Annotated in this window: 4 protein-coding genes; all 4 read left to right on the plus strand. The window is 67.8% G+C overall.

The window, feature by feature from the left end; all coding sequences use genetic code 11:
- Positions 1–416: 416 nt before the first annotated feature.
- The 4 genes from K9U41_RS03740 (at position 417) to K9U41_RS23845 (ending at position 6,906) form a co-directional block, all read left to right on the plus strand.
- The gene (locus tag K9U41_RS03740) at positions 417–1,898 is read left to right on the plus strand and encodes a porin (RefSeq protein WP_282639522.1); all 1,482 of its coding nucleotides are present in this window, start codon (positions 417–419) and stop codon (positions 1,896–1,898) included.
- A 532-nt stretch (positions 1,899–2,430) separates the two neighbouring features.
- Positions 2,431–3,654 (plus strand): porin, encoded by a 1,224-nt coding sequence (locus K9U41_RS03745; protein WP_282639524.1) that lies wholly within the window; start codon positions 2,431–2,433, stop codon positions 3,652–3,654.
- Between the two features lie 245 nt (positions 3,655–3,899).
- Positions 3,900–6,089, plus strand: a complete 2,190-nt coding sequence (locus K9U41_RS03750) for an OmpA family protein (RefSeq protein ID WP_282639523.1) — start codon at positions 3,900–3,902, stop codon at positions 6,087–6,089.
- 100 nt (positions 6,090–6,189) lie between these two features.
- Positions 6,190–6,906 (plus strand): hypothetical protein, encoded by a 717-nt coding sequence (locus tag K9U41_RS23845; protein ID WP_349237827.1) that lies wholly within the window; start codon positions 6,190–6,192, stop codon positions 6,904–6,906.
- The last annotated feature ends 86 nt before the right edge of the window (positions 6,907–6,992 follow it).

A 6,992-nucleotide genomic window follows, 5' to 3' on the forward strand; every position in this document is an offset into this window, starting at 1 on the left:
GGCCCACGGGGGCCTGTCTCATGAGCCGGCTACCGCCCGAAAGGTCCGGCTTGAAATCCGTGCTGCGGTGCGGCTCGCCAAACCAAAAATAGATAAGGATCATAACGTTAAATGGGTTAGGGCGGGATCTGCGCAGGGGGTAAAATAGGTATTTTGGTAGGTTGTCAGTGGAGTGCTATTCCTGCAACACCCGGCGGAAAAGCGGACGTTGGGTGACGTGAACGGTACCGTTCTGATTGATCACTGTTTCGCCTTTTGTATGTTGGCACTGCGACGAAGGGGGGCAGTCCCCGGTCGCCCACTGCGTGTTCGGGGGGTCTGAGGACGCAGTGGGAAATCGGGGCAAGAACCCTCTCGGGGTGCAGCCGCACCGGCGAAGCGGAACTCGCTCCCTCGATCAAACTTGGAGGTCTAAAATGAAGATGGTGAAGAGCCTTCTCCTCGGTAGCGCGGCAGGTCTCGTCGCAGTCGTTGGAGCCCAGGCCGCCGATCTGCCTGTCAAGGCGAAGGCAGTCGAATACGTGAAGATCTGCTCCGCTTACGGCGCGGGCTACTACTACATCCCCGGCACCGACACCTGCATCAAGATCGGCGGCTACGCCCGCTTCGATACGTATGTGAACGCTGTCGGCACCTTCAACCCGGCGATTTCGTCGACCGCCGGCACCATCTTCAGTGGTCCGGGCGTGGGCAACTTTGCCTACCCCTTCAAGGATTCTGACGATAGCGACTACCTGACCCGCGTCCGCGGCGTCATCGACCTCGATGCCCGCACCCAGACCGACTACGGCACCCTGCGCTCCTACGTGCGCTTCGGCGCCGAGTGGAACTCGCAGACTGGCACCAACGCCGGTTCCGGCTCGGGCGTGTATTTCGAGCGCGCCTTCATCCAGTTCTCCGGCTTCACGTTCGGTTATACCCAGTCGTTCTTCGACACGGGTCTGAACTACATGCTGACCACCCCGTATGCGGGCTCCAACACCTGGACCACGCTTGCGGCCTACACCGCCCAGTTCGGCAACGGCTTCTCCGCGACCCTGTCGCTGGAAGACGCCGCCAACCGCACCACCGGCGTGCAGATGGCCGGCGCCAGCACCGTGGCTTCCATCAGCAGCACGACGATCGGCACCGGTCTCGGCTACACCAACTACCAGGCTGGCCAGCAGGCGCCCGACATCGTCGCCAACCTGCGCATCGACCAGGCTTGGGGTTCGGCCCAGCTCTCCGGTGCCCTGCACCAGGTTCAGGTCACCGCTCCGCTTTACGCGGGCTTCTATCCGGGCCTCACCTCCAGCGACTCCTGGGGCTGGGCTGTCGGCGGCACGGTGGAGTTCAAGCTCCCCTTCATCGCCGCGGGTGACAGCATCTTCTTCCAGGCTGGCTATGAAGAAGGCGCGGCCAACTACCTCGGCCTCTCCGGCACTGCCCAGGGTCGTGCGGTGGGCGTCGGCTCCATCGACCTGAACCAGGTCGGCAGCTTCATTACCGCTTCTGGCGCGTTCTACACCGTGGCTGACGCGGTGGCGGTCAACTCCTGGGGTGATACCAGCCTGACCAAGGGTTGGAGCCTCCAGGGTCAGTTCCGCCACTACTGGACCCCCGGCCTGCGCTCGGCGCTCTACGCCGGTTACATCTCCTACGAGGTTCCGGACAACGTTGTTGCCGCCCTGGACTTCAACCTGTGGCAGGTCGGTGTGAACACCGTCTGGTCGCCGGTGAAGAACCTCGATATCGGTGCGGAAGTGATCTACAGCAAGGTCGATGGCTCGGCCCCGCTCGGCTACTACTCGGCCTACACGGGCGGCGTGTCCAACGGCTACCCGGCCACTGGCTACACGCTCGCTGGCGGCTCCACCGACATCTGGTCGGGCGGCGTGCGCGTGCAGCGCAACTTCTGATCCTCGCTCCAAGCGAAGATTTCAAAAGAGGCCCCGGTGGGAAACCACCGGGGCTTTTTCTTTGTCTTGACGCTTTTCTTTGTCTCGACCTTGAATTACGCTGGGTAAGTAATGGCAGTATCTGGAATTATAATAATCCAATAGTGCATCTGCGGTATTTCAATCGAGATTGCATTTTGCCATTGTCGTCAGCGAAAGGTGCGGCGCGCGGAGCGGGCCAGACTCACGTCGCTGGATCACAGACATCAAGTGCGCTTTGGGGTGCGTCACGGCGCGTTGCTGCGGGTGGGCTCCGCTGGCGGTCTGTCGATTTCATAACATCTTGGCCCGCGCCGTTTGGGAAGCCGCACCCCGCGACAAAATCGATCAGGCCGCTTCTGACCCTTGCAAGGGGTGGGCGGCGACGTTAAAGATACTTTGTATCGTTATGGGGGACCAAATGGCGCGTTCCATGGCTTATGCTCGGTTCTGCCCCACGATCGGCAGCGCTCGGGCACCGCTCGCGGCCGCAGCGCTGCTCGGGCTGGCATCGATGGTCGGTCCGGCGCAGGATGCGCGGGCGGCCGACCTGCTCTCTGTCAAGGCCAAGGATGCGTACATGCGCGCCTGCACTGCGCAGGGCGAGGGCTTCTATTACATTCCGGGCACCGACACCTGCATTCGCGTCGGCGGCTATGCCTGGGCAGAAGGCTATTACAATACCTATACCCAGTATCCGGCCGAGAACGACAAGAGCTATTCGGTGGCCACCGGCGGCCTCATCCTCGACGCCCGCACCGAGACCGACTACGGCACCCTGCGCTCCTATTTCGAGACCCGGTTCCGCTGGCGCTCGTCGGACCCGTGGTCCGATGGCCCGAACAAGGCCGAGCTTGAGGTCTGGAACATCTATGTCCAGTTCGCCGGCTTCACCTTCGGCCATGCGCAGTCCTTCTTCGACTTCTACGCCAACGCCAACGTGCTCGGCACCGACCCAGGCACCATCGGCGACGACACCCGCCTCAACCTCATCGCCTACACCTACGAATTCACCAAGGGCCTGAGCGCCACCCTCTCGTTCGAGGATGCGTCCGACCGCCAGTCCGGAACCCTCGCCGCCGATCCGGCGACGTTTTCCGACGAAGACTATCTGGCCGGGCAGAGCGTGCCGGACGTGGTCGCGAACCTGAAGTATGAGGGCGAGTGGGGCTCGGCGCAGCTCTCCGGCGCGCTCCACCAGGTCAAGGCGGTGTCGCTGCTGAACACCATCTCGTCCACCGACTCGGACTGGGGCTATGCGCTTCAGGGCGGCGTGATGTTCAACCTGCCCCTGCTCGGCGAGGGGGACACGCTCTATCTCCAGTCCGCCTATGCGGACGGCGCCACGGCCTATCTCGGCCTCCAGGACCCGTCCGGCAGCTATTCGCCGCCGGACGCCTTCATGAGCCTCACCGGCCTTTCCCGGGTGTCGGGCTGGAACGTCACCGCCTCGCTCCTGCACAATTGGAACGAGAAGTGGAGCAGCGCTTTGTTCGGCGGCTATGCGGCCTATGACTTCAACGATCTGGAAGCGCAGTCCTTCTACGGCGCGTCGGGCGGGAAGAACTACAATCTCGGCGGCTATCTCGCCTTCGCGCCGGTGAAGCACTTCACCATCGCGCTGCAGTACGACTACACCTACAACTCGGCTTCGAGCTACCTGGTCACGGATTTCTCGCCGGCACTGTCGTCGGTCTCGGCCAATCGCGTGCTGCTCTTCGTCTCGCGCGATTTCTGAAGCCCCATCGGCCGGGTTTTGCCGCCGCATTTGTGCATCTCGACCTGGACGCGCCATCCTCCTGCCGGAGGGTGGCGCGTCTTGCGTTGCGGCAGGATGCCGCTTGAGCGCTCGCCCCTTCTCCGGCGGGAGGCTTCCGGTTCGTCGCAGAAGTGTGCTGAAGTCCCCCCGACCAATGCCGGGTGGGCGACGCCCGCGGGCTCCACCCGGGGCAGCACATGCCCGCGTGAGGGAGAAACGAGCGGATGGCTTCGGCGGATGGGCGCGAACGCGGGCCTGAGCAAGGGCGCGGCACGGGGTGGCCGGGCCTGTGGCCGCTGGTCTTGGGCCTCGCTGCGTTCGTCGTGCTGTGCGCCTTCACCCTTGCCGCAGCCCGCGGCCCCATCGAGGCCGACCTCGATTCGGCTGCGGCGGACATCCTCGCCCGCACCGGGGAGGGATGGGCCTCTGCCCATTTCGAAGGGCGCGACGCCACGCTGGAGGGCGAGGCGCTGGCGGAGGAGGCCCGGGCCAAGGTGCGCGCCTCCCTCTCCGGCCTGTTCGGCGTGCGGGTGGTGCATGATGCAACCACGATCCTGCCGGAGCGCCGGCCCTTCACCTTCAGCGCGGTGAAGGATGGCCGCACCATCGCCCTCGAAGGCCATGTGCCGTCGGCGGATGCGCTGGCCCGCATCGTCGCGGCCGCCCGCGCCGGCGGCGATCAGGTGGTGGGCCAGGAGCGCCTGGTGCGGGCGCGCGGCGCGCCGCCCGGCGATTTCGCCGCCCTGGTCTCGTTCGGCCTGGTGCAGCTCAGGAAGCTGCCGTCCGGCCGCATCACCCTCGCCGACGGGGCCATCGGCATCGAGGGCCGTGCCCGCGACCTTGCGAGCTATGACGCCCTTGCCCGGACCATGCTCGGCCCCCTGCCGGATGGCATGGTGCTGGCCCGCTTCGCGGTGCGCCCGCCGGTGGCCTCGCCCTTCTTCTGGTCGGCGGTGCGCGACGGTACCGTGCTGCGCCTCAGCGGCTTCGTGCCGTCGTCGGAGGCACGCAGCGAGGTGGCCGTGGCCTTGTCCTCCGCGGTGCCGGGCATCGGCATCAAGGACGACACCCGGCTGGCCGATGGCGCGCCGGCCACGGCGCTCTGGCTGAAGGCGGTGCGCTTCGCCGGCCAGGTGCTGGCCCAACTGCCCGAAGGCCGGGTGACGCTCTCCGACAGCACCATCGCGGCGGAGGGGGCGGCACCGAGCTTCCCCGCCTTCGACCAGCTGCTCGCCCAGCGCCGCGCGCCGCCCGACGGCTTCCAGATCACCCGCTTCGCGGTGGAACCGCCACGCGCCGCGCCCTTCACTTGGCGCATCGAACGGTTCACCGAGGCGGTGCGCTTGTCCGGCTATGCGCCGTCGGAGGAGGCGCGGCGGCTGCTGGTGGATGCCACCCGCGCCGCCTTCCCCGGCGTGCCGGTCTCGGACGACATGCAGCTCGCCTCCGGCGGGCCGGCGCCGGAAGTGTGGGCGAGCACGGCGAGCTTCGCCGTGGGCCAGCTCGTCAAGCTGCGCACCGGGGCGGCCGACGTGGCGGGCACCCAGGTGACGCTGTCCGGGGAGGCGGCCGATTCCGTCGCCTTCCTGAATGTGATGCAGGCGGTGAAGGCGCCGCCCCCGGGGGTGAGCGTGGTGGCGGACGACCTCGAGCCGCCCACCATTTCGCCCTATGTGTTCTCGGTTCGCCGGGAGGGGGACGAGCTGACCGTCTCCGGCTTCTATCCGGACGCTGCCGCCCACGCCGCCATCCGCGCGGCGCTGGAACGCGACTTCCTGCGCGAAAAGGTGAATGATGTATCGGCCGTGGGCGGCGGCGCGCCAGACGGTTTCCTGCCCGCCGCGCTGGCGGCGTTGACCCAGCTGTCCCGCACGGGAACGGGGGAGATCAGCATCGTCGACGGACAATTGCGCCTCACCGGCACCGCCCTGACCCCGGCCGCCGCGAGCGAGATGGACGCCGAGCTGAAGCGGGCCGTGCGCCCGCCCTTCATGGTGGAGACCGCCATCGATCCGGCGGTCGCCCCGCCGCCGGCGGATACGGCCGCCTGCGGCCGGCAGGTGGGGGAGCTTCTGGCGCGCGGCACCATCCGCTTCGCCAGCGGCAGCGCCGAGATCGACCGGCACAGCCGGGGCCTGATCGATCGCCTCGCGGTGGCGCTGAAGCGATGTCCCACCGCTGTGGTGCGCATCCTGGGCCACACCGACGGGGTGGGGGACGCCGAGTTCAACAAGCGCCTGTCGGAGGCGCGGGCCAACGCCGTGCTCGCCTATCTGGTGACCGCCGGCGTCGCCGCCGATCGGCTGAGCGAGGCGGGCTTCGGCGCCGGCCAGCCGCTGGCGCCCAACGACACCGAGGCGGGCAAGGCGCTGAACCGCCGCATCGAGTTCGAGGTGAAGGAGCGCGCACCGTGATCTATCTCACCATCGCCTTGTGGCCTTATCTTCTGGGGGCGGTGGGAATCGGCCTCGCCACCGGCTATGCGCTCGGCCGGCTGAACCCGGGGAGGCGTGCATGACGGCCTTCACCATCGAAGTCCTGCTGCTTCTGGCCCTGGCCTTCCTGCTGGGGCTTGCCTTGGGCTTCAAGCTCGGCCGCCGCCGCGCCGCAGCTCTCACCGAAATCGGGGCGCGGCCCGTGGCCGCGTTCACGGGCCGGCTGCCGGTGCACGAGGCGGGCGAACGCGGGGCGCATGTGCCGCCGGCCGCGCGCTCGGTTTCGGCCCCGCCCTCCGAACCCGGCCCCCATGACGGCGCACGGGACCCTGTGGTTCCGGGCGAGCCGCTCCACCTGCCGCCGCGTCCCGTGCCGGCGCCGCGGGAGCCGGACCTGTTCTCCCGGCTTGGGCTGAGCCCGGATCTCGCCTCCCTGCCGCCTGAGCCCGACGATGAGCCCCTGCCATTGCCGCTGCCCCCGCCGCCGGTGGTGCGGGAGAAGGGACCGGACGGCCATCCCGGCGTGCGCCCGCCCACCCTTGGCGCGCCGGAGGGGGAAGGGGCGGACGATCTGAAGCTGCTGAAGGGCATCGGCCCGCAGAACGAACGCCGGCTCAACGCGCTCGGCATCTATCATGTCCGCCAGATCGCCGCCTGGACGCCGGACGAGGCGGCCTGGGTGGGCAGCTATCTGGCCTTTCCCGGCCGCATCGAGCGGGAGAACTGGATCGGCCAGGCCCGTGCGCTGGCCTCGGGCAGCCCCCCGCCGGAGCCGGGCAGCCGCCGGCGGGGGTGAGGGGCGGGGGTATCGCTTCCGGTGAGAAGGCTGCCATCACCCCGCACCACCGCTGAACCCTCGCCCGCTTGCGGGGGAGGGCAGGG

The organism is Xanthobacter autotrophicus (assembly GCF_029991245.1).
Classification (GTDB): Bacteria; Pseudomonadota; Alphaproteobacteria; order Rhizobiales; family Xanthobacteraceae; genus Xanthobacter; species Xanthobacter autotrophicus_C.

What these genes read in the sequence shown, in the direction of transcription:
- K9U41_RS23845 (WP_349237827.1), top strand. Translation starts at nt 6,190, where the DNA reads ATGACGGCCTTCACCATCGAAGTCCTGCTGCTTCTGGCCCTGGCCTTC.
- K9U41_RS03740 (WP_282639522.1), top strand. Translation starts at nt 417, where the DNA reads ATGAAGATGGTGAAGAGCCTTCTCCTCGGTAGCGCGGCAGGTCTCGTC.
- K9U41_RS03750 (WP_282639523.1), top strand. Translation starts at nt 3,900, where the DNA reads ATGGCTTCGGCGGATGGGCGCGAACGCGGGCCTGAGCAAGGGCGCGGC.
- K9U41_RS03745 (WP_282639524.1), top strand. Translation starts at nt 2,431, where the DNA reads ATGGTCGGTCCGGCGCAGGATGCGCGGGCGGCCGACCTGCTCTCTGTC.